Source organism: Bariatricus massiliensis (assembly GCF_900086725.1).
Taxonomy (GTDB): Bacteria; Bacillota; Clostridia; order Lachnospirales; family Lachnospiraceae; genus Allocoprococcus; species Allocoprococcus massiliensis.
The window spans coordinates 560,487-579,451 of the sequence record NZ_LT574836.1 but is presented as its reverse complement, the minus strand read 5'-3'; the positions used below and the strand labels follow the sequence as shown (position 1 = coordinate 579,451).

At 45.8% G+C, this 18,965-nt stretch carries 17 protein-coding genes; all 17 read right to left on the bottom strand.

The features are described from left to right. Positions 1 to 14: 14 nt before the first annotated feature. Entirely contained in the window at positions 15 to 713 is a 699-nt protein-coding gene (locus BN6465_RS04320; RefSeq protein WP_066732016.1) for a hypothetical protein, read from the bottom strand. Positions 714 to 725: 12 nt separating this feature from the next. Next, positions 726 to 2,219 carry a type IV pilus biogenesis protein PilM gene (gene pilM, locus BN6465_RS04315; protein ID WP_066732014.1) on the bottom strand — a complete coding sequence of 498 codons (1,494 nt, stop codon included), beginning with the start codon at positions 2,217 to 2,219 and terminating at the stop codon, positions 726 to 728. A gap of 11 nt (positions 2,220 to 2,230) precedes the next feature. After that, positions 2,231 to 3,313, bottom strand: a complete 1,083-nt coding sequence (locus tag BN6465_RS04310) for a type II secretion system F family protein (RefSeq protein WP_066732012.1) — start codon at positions 3,311 to 3,313, stop codon at positions 2,231 to 2,233. A gap of 57 nt (positions 3,314 to 3,370) precedes the next feature. Then, positions 3,371 to 4,168 (bottom strand): prepilin peptidase, encoded by a 798-nt coding sequence (locus tag BN6465_RS04305; RefSeq protein ID WP_066732010.1) that lies wholly within the window; start codon positions 4,166 to 4,168, stop codon positions 3,371 to 3,373. 125 nt (positions 4,169 to 4,293) lie between these two features. Further along, positions 4,294 to 4,725, bottom strand: a complete 432-nt coding sequence (locus BN6465_RS04300) for a hypothetical protein (protein WP_066732007.1) — start codon at positions 4,723 to 4,725, stop codon at positions 4,294 to 4,296. Positions 4,726 to 4,767: 42 nt separating this feature from the next. Beyond that, a complete protein-coding gene (locus BN6465_RS04295) occupies positions 4,768 to 5,199 on the bottom strand; it encodes a type IV pilin protein (protein ID WP_066732005.1) in 432 nt (143 codons plus the stop codon). 133 nt (positions 5,200 to 5,332) lie between these two features. Beyond that, on the bottom strand, positions 5,333 to 5,887 hold the full coding sequence (locus tag BN6465_RS04290; RefSeq protein ID WP_227183272.1) for a PilW family protein: 555 nt from the start codon (positions 5,885 to 5,887) through the stop codon (positions 5,333 to 5,335). Between the two features lie 5 nt (positions 5,888 to 5,892). Continuing rightward, positions 5,893 to 6,255 (bottom strand): type IV pilus modification PilV family protein, encoded by a 363-nt coding sequence (locus BN6465_RS04285; RefSeq protein WP_066732001.1) that lies wholly within the window; start codon positions 6,253 to 6,255, stop codon positions 5,893 to 5,895. After that, positions 6,255 to 6,833, bottom strand: coding sequence for a hypothetical protein (locus tag BN6465_RS04280; protein ID WP_066731998.1), 579 nt, complete (start codon positions 6,831 to 6,833; stop codon positions 6,255 to 6,257). Before BN6465_RS04280 ends, BN6465_RS04285 begins: the two co-directional genes overlap by 1 nt. Before the next feature lie 12 nt (positions 6,834 to 6,845). After that, a complete protein-coding gene (locus BN6465_RS04275) occupies positions 6,846 to 11,681 on the bottom strand; it encodes a prepilin-type N-terminal cleavage/methylation domain-containing protein (RefSeq protein ID WP_066731996.1) in 4,836 nt (1,611 codons plus the stop codon). A 28-nt stretch (positions 11,682 to 11,709) separates the two neighbouring features. Beyond that, positions 11,710 to 12,165, bottom strand: a complete 456-nt coding sequence (locus BN6465_RS04270; RefSeq protein WP_066731995.1) for an ATP-binding protein — start codon at positions 12,163 to 12,165, stop codon at positions 11,710 to 11,712. Between the two features lie 127 nt (positions 12,166 to 12,292). Further along, the gene (locus tag BN6465_RS04265) at positions 12,293 to 13,006 is read right to left on the bottom strand and encodes a LytR/AlgR family response regulator transcription factor (protein WP_066731993.1); all 714 of its coding nucleotides are present in this window, start codon (positions 13,004 to 13,006) and stop codon (positions 12,293 to 12,295) included. A 167-nt stretch (positions 13,007 to 13,173) separates the two neighbouring features. Then, positions 13,174 to 14,724, bottom strand: coding sequence for a ribonuclease Y (gene rny, locus BN6465_RS04260; protein WP_066731991.1), 1,551 nt, complete (start codon positions 14,722 to 14,724; stop codon positions 13,174 to 13,176). A gap of 72 nt (positions 14,725 to 14,796) precedes the next feature. Then, positions 14,797 to 15,411: a regulatory protein RecX gene (locus BN6465_RS04255; RefSeq protein ID WP_066731988.1), complete on the bottom strand. Its 615-nt coding sequence runs from the start codon at positions 15,409 to 15,411 to the stop codon at positions 14,797 to 14,799. Positions 15,412 to 15,428: 17 nt separating this feature from the next. After that, complete coding sequence (gene recA / locus BN6465_RS04250) at positions 15,429 to 16,499, bottom strand: recombinase RecA (protein WP_066731986.1); 1,071 nt, start codon at positions 16,497 to 16,499, stop codon at positions 15,429 to 15,431. A 286-nt stretch (positions 16,500 to 16,785) separates the two neighbouring features. Continuing rightward, the gene (locus tag BN6465_RS04245) at positions 16,786 to 18,315 is read right to left on the bottom strand and encodes a sodium:solute symporter family transporter (RefSeq protein ID WP_066731984.1); all 1,530 of its coding nucleotides are present in this window, start codon (positions 18,313 to 18,315) and stop codon (positions 16,786 to 16,788) included. 153 nt (positions 18,316 to 18,468) lie between these two features. Then, the gene (locus BN6465_RS04240; protein WP_066731982.1) at positions 18,469 to 18,945 is read right to left on the bottom strand and encodes a methylglyoxal synthase; all 477 of its coding nucleotides are present in this window, start codon (positions 18,943 to 18,945) and stop codon (positions 18,469 to 18,471) included. Between the last annotated feature and the right edge of the window lie 20 nt (positions 18,946 to 18,965).

Below are 18,965 nucleotides of genomic sequence, written 5' to 3'. Positions count from 1 at the left end.
GCTTTCCTGCTTTTTTATTCAGCCTGCTTTGGGGCCATGTATACTTCCATATCCAGCTTCAAGGAAGTGACGCTCTTCACTTCATTGCTGGCGCTGATTCCTGTCTTCGTATTTAACTCATATCCGGTAATTCGTATGGCCGGACAATCTGCACAGATTTTATCTATCAGTCCTTTCATATCGGCCTCCGCTCCGGTAGCCGTGACCGATACCTTAAACGTGTAGACGGCGCTGGCCGTCACTGTGCTCCCACCCTCTCCCGATTCTGAGGATGGATTGTCAGATTGTTCCTGACTGTCTGCCTTTTCCTCCTCTGTGGGCTGGGCCTGCTGCCCTTTCACAGACGCAAAATATGCTTCCATTTCAGACGGCTCAGGTCTGCTGGACACATCCAGCTCCAGAGAGGTCAGATGGCTGTCCAGCACCATCTCTGTAATCACAGACTCCATCTGATTGGAATTCATAAGTGGGTAAAAGTCCTCCACCAGCTTATTGTAGGACTCCGTCGATTCTTCGATAATCGTCTCACTGGAGGGAGCCGTGGCAATCATGACCTCCATAGAGTTCTTCTTGCCCTCCGCCTCAGACAACGTGTCTTCCAGTTTACTCTTTTTATCTATCTGGGGCTTTATAATAAAGAACCCAAAGATAGCCACTATAATCAGGATGCAAAGCAGATACAATAACTTTTTATCTTTTTCTGTTAATTTCATTTCCGCATCCCCCTATTTCCCTGCATTCTCATTCAAAAATCCATTTACCATAATCAGATAGTTCCCCGTCTTTTCCTCCATGCTGTATCCGGAATATTCCAGATTGGCAAATACGGCGCTTTCTCTGAGTCTCGTGATAAATTCGTTGATTATGGTTACATTGGAAGACTGCGCAGTAAATTCATACACACCGGTCTTGGCATCGTAAGAATTGACAGTTATGGAAACTTCATCTCCCGCACACTGTACAATTTCCTGCTCTACCTTACTGTTGGGCATTGGATAAGAATGTATAATCTCCCAGATTCCCTCGCCCTCACGCACCATGCTCTGCAGCCTGCTGGCCTCCGCCTGCTTATCCAGCGCATCCATATAGGACAATTGGTTTGCTGGGTTCTCTATATATTCCTCAGCTTTGTCGATCTTTCTCTGCGTTATCATATTCATTGCCAAAAGCACGGCAGAAGCCACGGCACAGACACCGAACGTCACGATTATTGGTATAAGTTTCCCTGCGCCGAGCCCACTTTTCGCCGTACGCTTCTGGCCCTTTCTATACCGCTCATAAAAATCGATATCTCCCTTATCCTGAATCAGCGCGCCGATTGCATAGATATAGTCACAAGTCCGTACCGGTTCGCCCTTCAAGTCACTTTCAACTACCGTCTGCCCTGTCTCCGGCATGGCAAATGCATCCGAATTTTCTGGAATCTGCGCCCGCATGCCCAGACGTTCTATGGCCTCACGGCACAGCTCATAGTCCTGCGCCGAATAGCCTCCCATATATACTTGTTCCAACGGCTTTTCATATTTTTGTGAAGAATAAAACTGCATGATAGAGCTGACGGTCCTCGCCACCTCCGCGGCAAATCCTTCGGTACCATGCTCACTGAACAGCCGGGTACGGTTAAAATATTTATAATTGCCGTCTACGATCAATGTGCTGACAAGGTTGTTCCCGTCAAGGTGCGAGGTAATCATCGTCTCCTTTTTCAGCTCCGGTATCCTTCCCAGCACTTTCATCTGGGCGTTGACAGCAACATCAATCCCTTCCAGCGTTACACCTATATCCTGAAACATTCTCACAAAATCCGCAAGGTATTCCTGCTCTGCCGCCGCGGCCAGAACTTCGACCTTTTTCTGTCCTGCTTCCTCCCGCAGAATCTTACCGTCGAACACATACTGGTCTATGTTAATAGTATCTGCAAACTCTTGTGCTACGGATGCCAGAATTTTTTTCGCGTTGGCTTTTGGAGTCTGTACCGTTTTCAACATAATCTGGCTGCTGTCCAAGACAAGGCGTACTCCTTTACTTGGAAGCTGATACGTTTCCCAGATTTGTTTCAAATCATGTTTTAGATTCATTTCGGAGGTAATTACACCGTTCAACAGACTTCCTTCTGGAATCGTGAGTGAATAAATCTTCTCCACCCGAATCTGCTTTTTTCTCGCATCCCCGCAGACAATCTGCACGGTATTATTTGATAAATAAACACTAACTGCCATGTTTCCTCCTCCTAATATCCCTGCTCTATAGTCGCATATGACTGATAGATAGGCAAAATGACCGCAATGACAACAAACGCGATGATGACAGCCATCACAATAATGAGCGCCGGCTCAAGAAGCGCTACCAGACGTTCCAGCGCCCGCTCTGCTTCATAGTCCAGATTGTCCGCGATGGAATTGAGCATATCATCCAGATTACCAGTCTCTTCCCCAACCATAATACTGGATGCGAGTTTCTTCTGGAAACCGTCCACCTGAAGCAATGCCTGTGATAAGGATTCACCAGACCTTACCCGGGCTATAATATCGCCGAACTGTTCTTCTATGTATGCATTTCCAATTGTATTACTGCTCGTCTGCAGTGCAAGAACAATAGGAATACCACTGCTGTAGAGAGAACACAGCGTCCGCGCGAACCTTGCGGTATATATTTTTCTGAGCAGCCCTCCGATATAAGGAATCTTTAATTTCATCTTGTCGAGTCCATATCGGATGACAGATAGCTGTGTTACGAAATGCAGCACCAGCCATGCAATCAATACTGCCACAAGAATTGCGGCCCAGTAATTCTTGAACGCGTCGCTGATTCCAAGCAAAATCACCGTAGGTATGGGCAGTGACTCCATCTCGTCAAATATTTCCTGAAACTGGGGGACGAGATAGACCATAATAAAGATGACAACAAACACAAGCAGCGTAGTCAGCACCTTGGGATATATCATGGCGCTCTTAACTTTCCCATTTAATTTGTGCTGCTTTTCATAATAATCCGCCATACGAAGGGCGGTTTGATCCATGGTTCCATTTGCCTCTCCTGAACGAATCATGTTGATGAGGAGTACGGGGAACACACCCTCCTGCCTCTCGAGAGCCTCAGAAAGAGGAACTCCCTGCCGGATAGTGGCCTGAATATCCAGATACAGTTCCCTCAGCTCTGGTTTCAGTCCATGTTCTTCCGATATGATATTCATGGCCCGTGCCAACGACACCCCTGCCTGAAGAAGTGTTCCTAACTGTCTGCAAAAATCCGCCACCACCGGCGTTTTTAGTTTACCGGAAAACTTCTTGACCGTTCCCTTTTCCTCTGCCATCTATCCAAATCCTCCTTTTTCAACCGGATACTTTATCTACTGCACGAATGCTTCTTGTCAAACAGCTAGAAGGCTCAAATACCATTCCATAAGCTGTGAACCGGCAAATACTGAAACTGCTATGCCGACACACAAAAAAGGGCCGAAGGCAAAATGCTCTTTCCTGTCCTTTTTCTTAGCGGCCAGCAGATACATCCCATAAAAACCGCCTGTCAGAATGGCAATCAATATGGCAACAATGACCTGTTTCCATCCGAGAAACGCCCCCGCCGCCGCCATCAGCTTGATGTCTCCGCCTCCAAATGCCCCGGGTATCGCAAGCGCCATCAGAAGAAGCGGTACACTGACTGCCGCTATACCTATAAGACGTTCTGTGAATCCTATCTCAGGAAACAGAAAACAGGCAATCACCGCACAAACCGCAACTGCCATCACAAAACCATTGGGTATTTCCATGAATTCTATATCAACGAATGCCACCGCTGTCAGGATTCCCAAAAGCACGACCACGAGGGCCGTTCTCCCCAACAAAAATAGAGTGACATCCTCTTCCTTTCCAAACCAAAACAAAGCAAAAACCGCAAGGCTCCCGCCCAGCAACTCCACAAGCGGATAACGGACAGATATCCTTTCCCTGCAGAATCTACATTTTCCACCTAATATTAACCAACTCAGTACCGGAATCATATCATAGCCCTTCAAAGTATTACCGCATGACGGACAGATACTCCTCTCATTTCCGAAAGGCATCTTTCTCGGCACTCGATAGATAAGGACATTGACAAATGAAAATATAGAAGCGCCTAATATAAATATAAAAAAATATATGATTGCTGTCAACAAACTTCCTGCCATAATCGAACCATTTCTTTCCTGATTATTTCTTACAAAAGAGGGTGCCCTGAAAGTCCTGAGACTTCGAGGTACACCCTCCATTCCCTCTTGTTCAAGAGTTAAAATCTTATTCTGATTGTATCAGCCTATGAAATCAACTTATCGAGCCGATACACGTTCCACTGAGGATTATCTTCTATATCCCGGAAGTCTACGATGTAGTCTCCCTCGAGATAAATCAACCTGCTGACACGGAAGCTTTTTTCGTCAAATTCTACTCGATAAATCTTTCCCCCGCACTGCGCCAGCTCCAGAATCTCTTTTTCACCGTCCGGCTTGATTCCAATCCTGTCGGTTTCAAAAAACTCCTCGCCGGATGCGTAATAATCATAGTAGGTAATCTGTGTCGCAAGCCGCACACTCTTGGCATGAGTCAGAACCCGCCGGGCCGCACCCCGCGCAATCAAGTTTGGGACATATACCGCCGCTGCCATGACCATTATCACTAGAATAATGATTAGGAACTTTGTCTTATGTATTCTGATTTTTTGCCATATGCTGTCTTTTTGCTGTTCCACCTGACTCCCCAATCATCATATAGAATAATTAATTATTTTTACTTAATTCGTAGCCGTTGTAATAGCCCATTGCGTATCATTAGCTTTAGTATACGTTGCCGTATATCCCTTGTTGGTATATACTAATACTGTTACTTGCCCTTGTGCATTACATGTGACAGAAGTAGGTGCTACTGGTGTCTCAGCTAATGTCTGCACTGCTGATAATTTTATATCTCCATTTTCTGCAAATGTAGGTGTATATCCTGCACTTGTTGATTTTTCTGCATATTTTTCAGATGCAAGTGTCTGCGCTGCCATCAACGCATTTCTTGCCTCAGTCCCTACTTTCTTCTCATTAGCCTTGTTAATATACCCCGTAAGTGCCGGTACCAACAAAGCAATCAGGATTGCCAAAATAACCAATACAACAATCAATTCTACCAGAGTAAACCCTTTTTTGTTTTCTTTTGCTTTCTTTAATCTCTGAATCATGATAATAAACTCCCTTTCTTTTAAACAGTATTTGTTTTGATGATTCATTATAATGATACTTTCTATAGATTTTCAATAACCATGTTGAATTTGTACATTTTTCTGATGAAACTGCGACACTTTCAATTACCCGTCAATCGATTGGAATCCCCCCGTTTCCGACTTTATAGCACTGCACTATTTTCGTCCGCTCATAAGAAATCCCACTTCTGTTATTCTTGATTTTAACGGTCACTTCTATCAAGTTCTTATCGTCTATCTGCTGGAATGTCAACTCTGTCATTTTAAATCCCATATAAGTCTTTTCAGGCAGATACCATTGAATATCATCGCCCCCATAATATAGTACCAGCATTCCACTCAAATCCTGACCGTCGTCCACGGCCCCTTCTGCTCCCAGCATCATACTGACGCCCTGTCCATTTTTGTCCGCATAATCGATGTGGGAACTGCCGATTGTCATGATTCGCTCTGCCGATTCTAATTCTTGAGATACCTCTTCCAAAATGATATCAGTGACGCTCTGTGCCCTGCTCGTCCCCACTACGCGGTTAAACACGCGCACCGCCGGGGAAATCACTGCAATGGCTGCAGTCATGAGAATAGCAGTCAGTACAAAAGCCACCATAAGCTCCACTAAGGTGGTACCTTTTGTCTGCGTCCACGTCTTTTTTATTCTCCTGCACATCGGCACTAGTCATCACCTCCCGATTGGAAGTAATATAGATAACGGCCGCCCTCCAGTTCGGCTGTGGAAGGGGATTCATAGGTATAGAGCTTTAATTCCATCTCACCTGCGTCCTGTCCGTCTTTAGGGATTAACTTGATGGTCACATCCTCCTCGGCTTTAGCACCATCACTTGTATGGTTTTTATAATAATCTTTGACCGCCTCGTCTGCTTCTATCTGCACTTCCTTTGACTTATTAATCAGTTTAAGTGACAATGTGGTTGCATGAATCAAGGCCGACATTCCCATGAGCAGTATCACAAAGGCAGTCATTACTTCCACCAATGTCATCCCCTTATTGTCGAGAAGCTTTCCTCCTTTTCTCATCAGCTTCCACCTCCTACTCTGGCGCTGTCTGCATACCATACCCACTGTGCGCCTTCCGAGGCACTATCTGGCTTCAGACGGTATTCATTGACTATCTGGTATTGCTCTCCTCTCAGCTTTGCCGTGACCTCTGCCACAAGAACCCGATTTTCATATGCTTCTGAACCGCCTACCCTTTTCCAGTATAGTCCAATCTCAAGAGTCCCGCTTTTCTTTTCCAACTGAGAATCGTTCATCTGAGTCTCAATCAGCTTCATCACATCCTTTTTAGCATGGCCTGCCTCCTCATCATCAAAATAAGTCCAGCCGCCTGCCTCCATGGATGTCTTTATATATCCTCTCAGGCCGTCCGTATCATCCTTTGCGTTTGTTATCTCCCCGCTCACTTCCCTGCTGAATGTATCAGCCAGCACATGACACTGCTCCTTCGTCATAATCTGCTGAGAGTGGTGGAGCACCTGATAGGCCGCAAAGAGCATGGAAAGGGCCAGTGCAGCAAATATGCACATGACACAAAGCACGCCTATCAAGGCACTGCCATTTTTACGGTCTTTTATTTTATTGTGCAAATGACACATAGCCCAATCCTCCTACTCGTTTTCTTTTCCTGCCTCCCGCACTTTGGTAATCCAATTTCCCGATAAGTCCAGTTCTCTCCACCAATGAATGGGCGCCGGCGCCTCGTACAGCATCTCATCAGACACTTGGTTTGTGATAATCATGTCATAAGTAAAGCGATATGCGCTTTCGGTGCCACAGACCGCCTGAATACCTTCCGCCGTCTCTATATCAGGGAATACAAGATGTAATCTTCTGCTAACACTGCCATCCGGCTTTGTATATACCGTGCATTCAAGATAGGCCACGCTCAACGTCTGACAGGGTACTTCCACAAGCTCTGTAGTCGTCTCCTCAATCATCTGAGGCTCCTCCTGAGCCACGCCTTCCTCACCGGTCTCTGCCGGAACCATCCGCGTGACAGTCTGCTCTTCGGTCTTGATTCCGTCGATTGTACGGCTATATCCCAGCGGATAATAATATGTGGTCACTGTTGTACCGCCGGACAGTTTTTCTGTATGTGGATATGTATCATCCTTTCTTGCCGGAATTTCCTCCCAGACGATATTGCCCTCTGTATCTACTTTATCTGTTTCATGCATAATCTGATAAGGATATTCTGCCTCCGGAGGATTCTTCGTCAGTGTATAATGATAAGCATCATCCTGATTACCCCGCAGCAGGATATCGTACATTTTCACATACTCTTCTTCCTCCCACGATACCGCTGTCTGAGGAATGCCTGAATCCGTCAGTACTGTCTCAGTAAGCCGGAGAGGTTCTTTCTTTTCCGGTTCCGGCAAGGCCGTCTCTTCCTGCCCCTCTCCTTCCGTAGCGCCGCCTGTCGCTGAAGGCGCTTCTTCTCCCAGCTCAGAGCTGCCTGCACCCTGCCCCTCTTCTGAAACTATGGATTCCGTCTCTTCTTCTGTTCCGGGGCTGATAAAGTCCAGTAATTTCTCGCCCCAGCTGCTGATAGTTTCCAGCGCCGAATCCAGAAGCGATTTCCCGTTCCCTGAAACCATTCCGATTTCCGCGTCAGTCAGAGTACCATTCTCGACATTGAGCTGCTCATTCAAGGTCAAATACGCATTTTCACATACTTCCGCCTCACATGCCGTCTTGATTTCCAATGGATTCATGAGCATATTTTTAACAACTTTTCCCTTGGCCTTATTCATTGCATGGAAAGGCACTCCGTTTTCCGTCACCCCGAGCGGGGTACCCTTGGTATCAAGATTCTCTTCCGCCTCATATGTGAGACCCAAATCGTGGTCATCATTCACCGCGATTTCAAACAGCGACACAAAACGATTTGTATGAGAATGCTCTTTAACCGTGATGACAATACCGTGCACCTTTTCATTGCCTACAAGACTGTCTGTCAAATCCACCGTGTCCGCATATTTAATATAAGTGTTTTTATATCCGATACCTCTGAATACCTTAGGAGTTCCGTCTTCTGTACCCTCCTCCGTAAACAGTGCTTTGGCATCCTCTAATTTTTCATTTCCCGACTCTAAATAGGACAGTGTATAGCTGTATTCCCTCGGCAAACCATTGCTTCCGTTGTCCTGCTGGTCATACCAGTATATATCCAATGTTTTCAGCTCCTGAGGCTGCTGGAATACCATCATGATGGCGCTCTCGGTCTTGCTGTCCTTTATTTCATAAGAACATCTGGTGTTCAGGCTTCCGTCCACAAGATTAGATATTGGGTTGCCACTCTGGACTTGAGCCGGTTTTCCTTCTGTACTTATATTGATTCCCTTATAGTCAACAGTCTGGACGATGCTTTCCTTCTTCTTGATAAGGTTGCTAAAATAGTAATTATCGTCCGTCACACTGGCCGGACTGTTGTAAGGTACAACAGGGACGCCGCACGACGCCACACCGAAGTTCCCCTGCAGCTTTGTCGATGCCTTCACGTTTGCTGCAATCCCGCAAATGTCTCCGTTACCAGTACCATAATTTTTACAGTTCGTGATCAGTATTTCTCTGTCCACATCAGAGAAGGCTAAAATTCCTGCGTTATTTTTTGTGTCCTTGATTGATTCACATTTACCAATGTTGACACAGTTCGTAATTACAATTTGCTTATACTGGGTTGCTCCTGCTCCCGTTATGGAAGCCACGATTCCGCCGTTCCCCCCGTATTGCCCCTGTATCAGTCCACGATTCGTACAGTCCGCTATCTTCACCGTCTGTCCTGAATCAATACTATATATATTTGCCACAATACCTCCGGCGCCTTCTCTGCTTGAGCCGTCGGCTTTTCCTGTATATATCGAGGCCCAGTTCTCACAAGAGCTTATCTCTCCTCCTGCCCCCTTAATCCTGCCTACAATTCCGCCCGGAGATGTAAATGCGCTTACATCCCCCTCATTGACACAGCCATAAATTGAGAAAAGCTCTTTGCTTTCCTGCCTCCCTATGATTCCTCCCGTGGACACAACATCTTTCCCCGACGCATTGTCCTTTGAGACGGCGGCAAAATTGTTGTTACTTATTATCGCTTCCGCAGAAGCATTGAAGCCGATAATGCCGCCGCACCCAGTATTATTAAGATAGTTTTTAGAAATAATCTTCCATTCTATATCTGTCTTGCAATTTCCGACAAAACCTCCGGTATCATTTTTTCCGACGATACCCCCTACATTCCCCCAATTTACAGTAACACTCCCTTTACCTTCTAAGAAACTTTTAACGATCTGCCCCCGGGTGAGATAACCGATCAATCCGCCAACATAGGCCGACGTATTTCCATTCTCATCATTATATCCTGCTCCCGATATGTGGCTGTCACTTACATGGCAGTCATAGAATTGTACATCCTCAGCGTAGCCGGTGAGGCCGCCGACAAAGCTTTTCCCTTTATTACCGCTGTACTCTGAAGTCACATCGCCGGCATTTGTCCAAGAATCCGTGGATATTCCGTTGACTTCCGTTCCTCCTGAGACATAAGTCCCTTTTACATAGCTTACAATCCCGCCCACGAAATTTCCTGCAAGTGCAAGCTCTTTATTAGGCTGGCTCAGTGCGCTGCTGTCATGTGCATTGGCATCCGCCACTTGTCTTCCCGTAACACTGGCAGCATTATAGAGGTTTTTATATTCTCTCTGCTTTCCGGCCTCCCGCATACCGTCTGCTCCGATATAGCTGTATCCATCGGCTCCAACAATTCCGCCCACATAATTTCCACCTGTCACAGACGTGTTTTTCCCGGTTGTGAGGTTGTTCAGTTTTCCGGCATTGACTCCACAGAAGGAGCCCACATAACTGGCGGTCTCACTGATAATCACACATTGCTCCATAGTCAGGCTGCTGATGCTGCCCCGGTTGATTCCAAAGAGTCCCAAAGGTCCGTCGGTATCTGTCATGTATAGATTCCTCAAGGTTTTATTTCCACCTTGGTAGGCGTTTCCGTCCGCAAGTACAGTTATGGTCGGAAAGGCAGTCTTATTTTCTTCATTGTATCGTCTCTTTTCCATCTCCGTGTAGACATTTCCATGCCCCACGATGCCGTCTTCTCCACCCCAGCTGATGTCGCTCTTCTGCTTATATGTATAGTTGGCCGCGCCTTCACTTTTCATTTCCTGCCCGCGCTCGGTAAACCGTACGTTAAACAAATGCCTTGCGTTCGTAATATCAAAATCCGAATCCTCAGCCTTCGCAAAATAGGCATTTTCCTCATTGGACAACGTCCATGCACTGGCAGATGTCTCATAGACTCCCGTAGCATATGCCTGAATCTTGACGCACACATTCTCAGGCTTATCGGTGAATCTCCGTATACTGTATGTATTCTTGAATAATTCGGAATCTTCCTCCTTCAATATGCCTTCCGTGGGATTTGCCCTCAGAATCTCTTCTGCAGCCGTATCCACCGCATCCAGTGCCAGAACCATTTTCTGTTCTTCATCAATATAGGCCGGGAACTGATATGTTATCGGGGCATCCGCTTTCTTCCCCTCCTGATCATAAAACCACACATCACATTTCACATAGCCGCTTCCGTTCTCTTTTTGGAGCTTATTCTCATCCTTGGCGCTGTCATTCACAGTAAATTCTGCGATTACCTCTTCTTTGCCTTCCGCGTCCGTTCTACACAGCTGGAATTCAAACTGCATCGCATCCGCAGTCACATTAGACTTCTCAGCGTCCACCGTCCACTCTGCATAAAGTGTCTCATCATTCACCAGTTTTATCTCTTTGATAAATGCTTTATCCGACTTCTGGGGCGCTCTTGCCGACAGACTTTCTACTCCATAATATCCGAGCAGAATCTTTTTTCTCGCTTCTTTATCCCTGTCCGCAATATGGACTGTCCCTTTCGCCTCCGTCGTACTCCCTCCGTCATAGGAAAATCCTTTGGCCCTGTCGCTGTAGAGAACCCCGAGCACGGTGCCGTCCACCGCGTCAAATTCGATACAGTACGATGCATTCAAAATGGTATCGTCATAGACGTACGGCTCCAACATATCATACAAGATTTTGTGTGCTCCTCCGGCAATTTCACCACTCTTTTTATAACATAAAAAATACAGACCGCCATCTGCCGCCCGTTTATCAAAATTTGTTCCGTTTATAATCATGCCCTTTTTTAATTCGCCGCTTAAAGCTTCTCCGCTTTTCAGCTCCTCCCCAAGCTCTTCCAGCTGCCCGCTGGCCTTAGCATGGCTGAGCGCCGCCTGTGCGGCCGAGAAAAGGGTCTGTGCATATTCATTATTCTTCTTGAAAGCTGCATACCGCTGGTACATTGTCAGCCCGCCAATCGCAATGGAGGCAATGATTCCGATAATAACCAGTACAACCATTGCCTCCACCAGTGTATAGCCTTTTTTTCCTATTTTATTTCTACGCAAAGCCATATCAATCACCTGTCATATTCCGTTCTATTTACATAGGTATTGCTATCTTCAATACATTCTCATCCTCTGTAAACTGAATCCGCATATAGCCGTCGACCCGCTCTACAATGTCCTGCATACTGTGATAACGCTTGTCAAACCCAGCCATCACCGGAGCTTCACAGGAATAGAGAATTTTTATGAACACTTTGTTCTGTGCGTCCATACTTCTGATTTTCAAATATCGCTTTTTAGGAGGAGTCGTGGCCACACAAGTCTCCAGTGCCTGAGAGAATGCAAGCTCCAACAGCCGGCAGAACTCTCTGCCGAGCATATTCTCGCGAAATCCCGCGCCGTCAATAGAAATCCACACATGCTGCATCTCTGCTTTCTCCGCATAATCGTTCAACAATTTATTCACGGATTCTTCAGCAGTATAATAACGTGTCTTCTCCCGACGGTCAATATACTCTTTTGCCGTATCCTTAAGCTGTCCCGCAGTCATATTCCTTTTCCCTCCAGTCTCACCAATTATCATACATGCATTATACAGATGTTTTCATAAAAAAACTGTACCGGGTAGAATTTGACTCCTTTTATGAAGATTTTAAACAACTGAGCATTACGCTCGTTTACAACTTAGAGAACATATAATCATAATATCCTTCCTTAGCCAGCTTTTGATATTTTCTTGATATGGGAATCTCCTTCCCTTGAATCCAAAACTTGCCATTCTTAATCTCATCCACATAATAGAGGTTCACAATATAGCTCTGATGGCATCTGAGAAACCCTTTATCTGGAAGTTCCTGCTCCGCCTGACTAAGCTTGGCATAGCTCTCAACAATAGTGCCGTCATCAAGGTGAAGAATCACCTGCCTGTTGTCGCTCTCCACAAAGAGAATATTCCGGCAGAAAATCCGGCACCAGTTGCCGCCCTTGCCTTTCACCATCCACGACGCCCTGCGTTCAGTCTTCGTCTTCTGATTATAAAACGCAATACAGTTCTCTATCTCTTTTACATCAAAAGGATATAACAAGTAACCGGTTGCAAACACCTTGAACGCCTGTGCATAGTACTGCTCACTTTCAGTCACGAATAAAATCATGACCTTCCCGTTCAACTTGCGGATATGACCAGCAAGGGTAAGCCCGTCCCCCTCCTGCTGGATGGACGTATCCAGCACAATGATGTCGAAGGCTGTGTTCTGCGCGTCAAAAATATCTTTAAAATCATAAATATTTCGGAATTCTTGTACATCTATATCAAAGTCCAATGCCTGAATCGCTGATAATATGTATTCCCTTTTTTCTTTATTTTTCTGGCATATAGCTGCTCTCAGCATACCGACTGCCCCTCTCATCTTAACGTAGATTCAATATGTTACTATTATACTTAAAATTCTAATATTAAACAAGCTAAAGAATAGTATTTTATTTGTAAAATTTGTCAATAAAACATAAAAAACAGCCATCCTTGAGTTTTCCCTCAAGAATGGCTGCTGTATTCTGATTATTTTGCGTAATCTGTAACTCTCGATTCCCGGATTACATTCACCTTAATCTGTCCCGGATATTCCAATTCGTACTCAATCTGCTTGGAAATATCCCTTGCCAGCAATACCATATCATCATCAGATACTTGTTCTGGAACTACCATTACGCGAATCTCTCTACCCGCTTGAATTGCAAAAGATTTATCAACGCCTTTGAACTGGTTCGTGATATCTTCTAACTGTTTTAATCTGTTTGTATATGTTTCAAGTGTCTCTCTTCTTGCACCCGGCCTTGCCGCAGAAATCGTATCTGCCGCCTGCACAACGCACGCAATGAGAGTCTCTGGTTCTACATCCCCATGATGGGATTCCACTGCATTAATAATAGTCGGTGATTCTTTGTACTTTCTGCACAAATCAACACCGATCTGAATATGTGAGCCCTCTACATCATGATCGATAGATTTGCCAATGTCATGTAAAAGTCCTGCCCTCTTAGCGATGCGGACATCCAGTCCGATCTCTCCCGCAAGGAGTCCTGAGAGCTGGGCTACTTCAATAGAATGCTTCAAAGCATTCTGCCCATAACTTGTCCTAAACTTCATACGTCCCAACAGACGAATCAGTTCCGGATGGATACCATGTACCCCTACTTCTAGAGCTGCAGCCTCTCCTTCTTCACGTATCATTGATTCTACTTCTTTCTGAGCCTTTTCTACCATTTCTTCAATTCTAGCCGGATGTATACGTCCGTCCACAATCAAGCGTTCCAGCGCAATTCTGGCCACTTCACGGCGAATAGGATCAAATCCAGACAATACTACTGCTTCCGGCGTATCGTCGATAATCAGTTCCACACCGGTAAGAGTCTCCAAGGTACGGATGTTCCGCCCTTCTCTTCCGATAATTCTCCCCTTCATCTCATCGCTAGGAAGCTGTACTACTGAAATCGTAGTCTCAGCAACATGATCCGCCGCACACCTCTGAATCGCTGTGACAACATATTCCTTTGCCTTCTTATCAGCGTCTTCCTTGGCCTGGTTCTCCAGTTCTTTCACCAGTCTCGCAGTATCATGCTTTACATCATCTTCAACAGTTTTCAACAAATAATCTTTTGCTTGTTCGGAGGTAAGTCCTGAGATTCGTTCTAGTTCCTGTACTCGTTGTTTGCTAAGTTCTTCAACTTTTGCTTCCCGCTGTCTGATTGCATCTTCTTTTGCGGTGAATGCAGCTTCTCTCTGCTCAATCGCTTCGGAACGCTTCTCTAGGGTCTCTTCCTTGGATAGGACACGCTTCTCATAACGCTGTAACTCTGCTCTTCGTTCTTTTGTTTCCTTCTCGAGCTCGTTCTTCGTCCTGATAGACTCTTCCTTTACTTCCAAGAGAGCTTCCTTCTTCTTCGTTTCCGCCGTCTTTAATGCATCATCTATTATTTCTCTTGCTTTCGCATCAGCGTTTCCAATTTTAGAATTTGCGTCATTCTTCAGCTTGGACACCGTTGCAAAATAAGTAATAGAAACCGCTATCACCAGTGTGACAACCACAGCAATAATTATACTTATCGGCACAGGAGCACCTCCTTATTTAATTTTCATTGTACAAATACAACACTTAAATTCTATACTGTTTTCACAATTATGTCAAGCATTCCCTACGGAAACTTGTATTACTTGACGGATATCCTCGTAGCGGAATCCCTTACGCATCAAAAATGCATATATCTTCTGTTTCTCCTTCTCATCCGCGGCCTCCAGATTCCAACGCTTTTTGCGAATAATGTCACGGATAGCATCCTCCTCAGTATGGCCTGCATAGGCCTCCTCCATAATGCTGTCCACGTCACTGCCCTTCAGCCCCTTCTGACAAAGAAGCGCATAAATCTCTTTTCTGCTCTTCTTGTCCATTCGGCTTTCAACAAATCTTCGAATATAATTTTCATCGTTGATATAGCCAAAGGACTTGACATAATCAAGCGCCTGCCCGACAATGTCTTCCGGATAGCCGTTCTGTCTGAGCTTCTGGCGGAGCTGCCCTTCCGTCCTATCCATATCATTCAGGAGATGCATGGCACGCATCTTGGCTCTTTTAAGTACAATTTCCGTCTTTATCTTAGTATAAAGTTCTTCCGACAGACTCCCGCCTTCCTGCAGATGAAAACGGGACAGTTCGCCCTTGTACAACACAAAGGCGAACTGTTCTTCCACATACACTTTAAATTTTGCTTTTGTCACAGGCTCTATCTTAGTAACGATCATATTCCTTATCCCGCCTATCAGTCTTCTTTGACTGTCTTTTTAACCGGTGACTTCTTGTCTTCAGCCGGCTCCTCTTCCTGTCCTGCACCGTCAAAACCATAATGCGCCCTCACTCTGGCCTCTATCTCGTCCATTACTTCCGGGTGTGTGGCAAGGAATACTTTTGCGTTCTCCCGCCCTTGTCCTATCTTATCCCCGTTATACGCGTACCAGGCGCCGCTCTTGTTCACGATATCAATGCTTGCCGCCAAATCAAGAATATCTCCTTCCTTCGAGATGCCCTTACCGAACATAATATCGAACTCAGCTTCTTTGAACGGGGGCGCAATCTTATTCTTTACAATCTTGATACGGGTACGGTTGCCGACCATCTCACCGCCCTGCTTCAGCGTCTCGATTCTTCTTACATCCATGCGGACAGACGCATAGAACTTAAGGGCGCGTCCTCCTGTCGTAGTCTCAGGATTGCCGAACATGACTCCTACCTTTTCACGGAGCTGGTTGATAAAGATAACCACACAGTTAGACTTACTGATTACCGGTGTGAGCTTACGCAAAGCCTGAGACATCAGTCTGGCTTGAAGCCCTACATGGCTGTCTCCCATGTCCCCCTCAATCTCCTGCCTCGGCACCAGTGCGGCGACAGAGTCAACTACGATAATATCAATGGCCCCCGAACGGACCATCGTTTCCGTAATCTCCAGCGCTTGATCTCCACTGTCCGGCTGTGAAATATATAATTCATCAATATCGACACCTATATTCTTGGCATAGGCAGGATCCAGCGCATGCTCTGCGTCGATAAACCCGGCGATGCCGCCTCGTTTCTGCACTTCAGCCACCATATGTAATGCTACGGTCGTCTTACCGCTGGACTCCGGACCGTATATCTCAACTACACGTCCCTTCGGCACACCGCCCATCCCCAGAGCCAGATCCAGACTCAACGCACCTGTCGGCACCGTCTCCACTTGGACCTGAGCCGCCGGGTCGCCCAGCTTCATAACTGTTCCTTTTCCAAAATCCTTCTCCAACTTTGCGATTGCCGCGTCGAGCGCCTTTTTCTTATCATCATTTACATTTGCCATCTTTTATTTCTCCTTGTTCCCTATTATCTTACCCATATACCGCACACGAACGAACGTTTGCATACCTTTATATTAGTACATACGTTCTTGTTTGTCAACCGGAAAATATTATTTTTCCAAACATATATTCTATACTGCTTTTTGTGGGATATGGGTTTTGGCGCGGATGTTCCTTTGATTTGCTTTTTGCCGGAAACCGAACCGGCAAAAAAGAATGCTATGACTCCTGTGAGGCAGTATTACCTCACAAAAATCATAGCATAGATATCGTCTTAATACAACTCTTTTACGCTTCCAGAGAACGCTTTACAGTGATTGTGACTTTTTCTTCATAACAGCTGAATATATCTTCTACTTTTTCCTTCTCCAGCTTCGGCGTGATAAGGCTCACCACCGGCACAATCAAAAGTCCCGCAATCATGGCGGCCGCCCCCGCATTGATAGGCGATTCAATGTATTTCAGATACATATTGGAGAGGGTGATTCCCACACCCGCCGCAAAACTGGCCCAGACTGCCGCTCTGGTCACGCCTTTCCAGTACAATCCATACAAAAACGGAGCCAGAAACGCTCCGGCCAGCGCTCCCCACGATATTCCCATGAGCTGGGCAATAAATGTGGGTGGATTCAATGCAAGTACAACCGACACTACGATAAAAAATACGATTAAAAGCTGCATAACAAACACTTGCTTCTTCTCACTCATCTTCTTGACTATATTTCCCTTGATGCAGTCAAGTGTCAATGTCGAGCTTGAGGTGAGAACAAGCGAAGAAAGTGTAGACATTGACGCTGAAAGTACAAGAACCACCACAATGCCTATAAGGATATCCGGCAGGGTGGACAGCATGTAAGGCACAATACTGTCGAACACGGGAACTCCCGTATCCGGGTTATAAATAGACGGATTGTCAAACAGCCGCCCGAATCCCCCTAAAAAGTAGCAGCCTCCGGAAATGACAACTGCAAATATTGTGGATATGACCGTCCCCGTATTGATGGACTTCTCATCTTTGATCGCATAGAACTTGTGCACCATCTGTGGAAGCCCCCACGTCCCAAGAGACGTCAGGATTACCACGCCCAAAAGATTCAGAGGATCTGGGCCAAAGAAAGATACAAAGGCTCCCGGCTGCCCTTGAGTCACAGCCACATCGCTGGGGATTTCCGCCATCTTCCGTACCGCTTCCATAAATCCTCCCTGACCGCTGAGCACAGCCGCAATCACGGCGGTAATGCCAAAAAGCATAATAATACCTTGAATAAAGTCATTGATAGCCGTTGCCATATATCCGCCAAGAATTACATAAATTCCGGTAAAAGCAGCCATCGCAATGACACAATATGTATACGGAATGTCGAAAGCCATTCCAAATAGTCTGGACAGACCGTTATACACAGACGCAGTGTATGGTACTAGAAACACGAACACAATGATAGAGGCTACTATCTTCAAGCTTTTGCTCTGAAATCTTTCACCGAAAAAGTCCGGCATAGTCTTTGACTTCAGGTGGTGGCTCATAACTCTCGTCCGCCTTCCCAAGACCACCCATGCCAGCAGACTTCCGATCACTGCATTTCCAATCCCTATCCAAGTAGATGCAATCCCGTACTTCCATCCGAACTGCCCTGCATATCCTACAAATACTACTGCAGAAAAATAGGACGTTCCATATGCGAATGCGGTAAGCCATGGCCCTGCGGCGTGTCCTCCCAGCACAAACCCGTCCACACTCTTTGTACTTTTTCTAGCGTAAATTCCTACCCCCGCCATCACTGCAAAAAATACAATCAGCAGTATGATTTTCACTGTCATCTCAATACCCTCCGTCTTGTTTTTGCGCTTACGCTTTAAACCGTTGCGCTTTAATGTGTTAAATCAATCTTGCTTATCATATCACAGGGTATAGATGATGTCAATCCCTTTCACAGCAAAAAGATACCCTCCCCACAAAGGGAAGGGTTCGCATTATTTCATCTTTTCTACACGCTCTTCGATTGTCTTGTTAAAATTCTCAACCTGCCTGCTGTAGACCGTATTCATATATTTAGAATGCAGCATAAAGTCCGCCGTAGCCAAATTATTGGCAATCGGTATGTCATACACGACCGCTATACGCAAAAGAGCTTTCACGTCAGGGTCATGGGGCTGTGCTTCCAGCGGATCCCACAAAAACACCATAAAATCGATCTGGCCTTCCACGATCTTGGCTCCTATCTGCTGGTCGCCGCCCAGAGGCCCACTGTTATATCCCTTCACCGGAAGGCCGGTTCTCTCGGAAATCAATCTGGCAGTTGTCCCGGTTCCACAGAGAAAATGGCTCTTCAACACATCTTTATTTTTGTCACACCAGTCAACCATCTCTTTTTTCTTACCGTCATGTGCTACCAGCGCTATATGTTTCGCCTTTCCTATCTCAAACGATATATAATTGTCATTCAGCATGCTCTATGCTCCCTTCTTTA

Bases quoted from the DNA above. Each gene is read 5' to 3' on its own strand.
- BN6465_RS04280 (WP_066731998.1), bottom strand. From the start codon at position 6,833: ATGTGTCATTTGCACAATAAAATAAAAGACCGTAAAAATGGCAGTGCC.
- BN6465_RS04290 (WP_227183272.1), bottom strand. From the start codon at position 5,887: ATGTGCAGGAGAATAAAAAAGACGTGGACGCAGACAAAAGGTACCACC.
- BN6465_RS04275 (WP_066731996.1), bottom strand. From the start codon at position 11,681: ATGGCTTTGCGTAGAAATAAAATAGGAAAAAAAGGCTATACACTGGTG.
- BN6465_RS04255 (WP_066731988.1), bottom strand. From the start codon at position 15,411: ATGATCGTTACTAAGATAGAGCCTGTGACAAAAGCAAAATTTAAAGTG.
- pilM (WP_066732014.1), bottom strand. From the start codon at position 2,219: ATGGCAGTTAGTGTTTATTTATCAAATAATACCGTGCAGATTGTCTGC.
- BN6465_RS04285 (WP_066732001.1), bottom strand. From the start codon at position 6,255: ATGAGAAAAGGAGGAAAGCTTCTCGACAATAAGGGGATGACATTGGTG.
- BN6465_RS04270 (WP_066731995.1), bottom strand. From the start codon at position 12,165: ATGACTGCGGGACAGCTTAAGGATACGGCAAAAGAGTATATTGACCGT.
- BN6465_RS04305 (WP_066732010.1), bottom strand. From the start codon at position 4,168: ATGGCAGGAAGTTTGTTGACAGCAATCATATATTTTTTTATATTTATA.
- BN6465_RS04310 (WP_066732012.1), bottom strand. From the start codon at position 3,313: ATGGCAGAGGAAAAGGGAACGGTCAAGAAGTTTTCCGGTAAACTAAAA.
- BN6465_RS04245 (WP_066731984.1), bottom strand. From the start codon at position 18,315: ATGACAGTGAAAATCATACTGCTGATTGTATTTTTTGCAGTGATGGCG.
- recA (WP_066731986.1), bottom strand. From the start codon at position 16,499: ATGGCAAATGTAAATGATGATAAGAAAAAGGCGCTCGACGCGGCAATC.
- BN6465_RS04320 (WP_066732016.1), bottom strand. From the start codon at position 713: ATGAAATTAACAGAAAAAGATAAAAAGTTATTGTATCTGCTTTGCATC.
- BN6465_RS04240 (WP_066731982.1), bottom strand. From the start codon at position 18,945: ATGCTGAATGACAATTATATATCGTTTGAGATAGGAAAGGCGAAACAT.
- BN6465_RS04265 (WP_066731993.1), bottom strand. From the start codon at position 13,006: ATGCTGAGAGCAGCTATATGCCAGAAAAATAAAGAAAAAAGGGAATAC.
- BN6465_RS04295 (WP_066732005.1), bottom strand. From the start codon at position 5,199: ATGATTCAGAGATTAAAGAAAGCAAAAGAAAACAAAAAAGGGTTTACT.